This window comes from Cupriavidus sp. WS (assembly GCF_000395345.1).
GTDB classification, from domain to species: domain Bacteria; phylum Pseudomonadota; class Gammaproteobacteria; order Burkholderiales; family Burkholderiaceae; genus Cupriavidus; species Cupriavidus basilensis_B.
This window is the reverse complement of the sequence record NZ_AQPL01000590.1, coordinates 1-1,261: the sequence shown is the minus strand read 5'-3', so window position 1 is coordinate 1,261 and position 1,261 is coordinate 1. Positions and strand designations below refer to the sequence as shown.

Here is a 1,261-nt window from a genome sequence, read left to right as displayed (position 1 = left end):
AAGCCTTTGACTTTGACTTTGAATTTGATTTTGATCTTGACATTAGGCCGTTGAATTTAAGTTTTTTCCTAGGGAAAGATCAAATCTCCAGGATATCAAGAACAGACCCCGTCCTCTTAACTGTAGCCAAAACAATATGAGAATTAATAGCCATCACCCCCGGCGCCTTATGCAACCGATCGACAACAAACTCAGAATAATGCTCTAAACTCCGTGCCCGCACAGTCAACACATAATTGGAAGGCCCCGACACGATCCGTGCGGTCACTACCTCCGGCCAGTCGTTCAAGGCCTGCACGAAGTTCTCGTGCCAGCGCTCCACGTCGGTGCGCATCGACACCTGCACCAGTGCCTCGAACTCCATGCCCAGCGCCTTGGCGTCGAGCACGCAGCGGTAGCCGGCGATCACGCCGGCTTCTTCCAGTAGCTTCACCCGCCGGAAGCATGCCGAGGCGGACAGGTTCACTGCCTCGGCCAGTTCCTGGTTGGTGGTTTTTCCGTCGCGGGTCAGGTGGCGCAGGATGCGGACATCGATCAGGTCAAGTTTCATTCTGAATATTTAACCGCGAAATCGCTATTTGGCGAAATAAATGCAGCGCAAAACGATTTGATGCGGTAAAAAGTCGAAGAAAATTCAATTATCTGTTTGTTAATATACCTCTCCCTGAGCGTAAAAGCACTGGCTGGCATGCAGTGCCGCGCATCAGGCTGGTCCGTTCGCTGCGAGGCGCGCGGAGCCGGAAAAACAAAAAAGAGAGGAGACGCATTAATGAGAAAATTCCGACCCGCGCTATTGGCGGGCATGCTCGCCGCGGGCGGCGCCAGCGCACAAGGCTCGGCCACGCTCTACGGCATCGTCGACCAGAGCCTGCGCTTCACCACCCACGCCAACGCCGCCAACGACCACGACATCGCGCTGGCCAACGGCGCCGTGACCAACAGCCGCTTCGGCCTGCGCGGCGAGGAAGCGCTGGGCGCTGGCCTCAAGGCCATCTTCCGCCTGGAAAACGGCTTCGACCCGCAGACCGGCCACACCAACCAGAACGGCCGGCTGTTCGGCCGCTACGCCTACGTCGGCCTGTCCGGCCGCCTCGGCACGCTGCGGCTCGGCCGCCAGTCCACCGAAGGCTTCAACCTGTTCGGCGACTTCGACCCGCTCACCATCGCCAACTACACCGCCAACTACTGGCCGTACTTCATCACCGCCGGCCGCATCGACAACGCCGCCAGCTATGACGGCACCTTCGGCGGCCTCAACGTG

At 58.4% G+C, this 1,261-nt stretch carries 2 protein-coding genes; one reads left to right on the top strand and one right to left on the bottom strand.

Annotation, left to right across the window (positions count from 1 at the left end):
* Window positions 1-79: 79 nt before the first annotated feature.
* Window positions 80-550, bottom strand: a complete 471-nt coding sequence (locus K206_RS0135200; protein WP_020206949.1) for an Lrp/AsnC family transcriptional regulator — start codon at window positions 548-550, stop codon at window positions 80-82.
* 219 nt (window positions 551-769) lie between these two features.
* Here K206_RS0135200 and K206_RS0135195 point away from each other — a divergent pair.
* On the top strand, window positions 770-1,261 hold a 492-nt coding region (locus K206_RS0135195), incomplete at its 3' end, for a porin (RefSeq protein WP_029044435.1).

Bases quoted from the DNA above. Each gene is read 5' to 3' on its own strand.
- K206_RS0135200 (WP_020206949.1), bottom strand. From the start codon at position 550: ATGAAACTTGACCTGATCGATGTCCGCATCCTGCGCCACCTGACCCGC.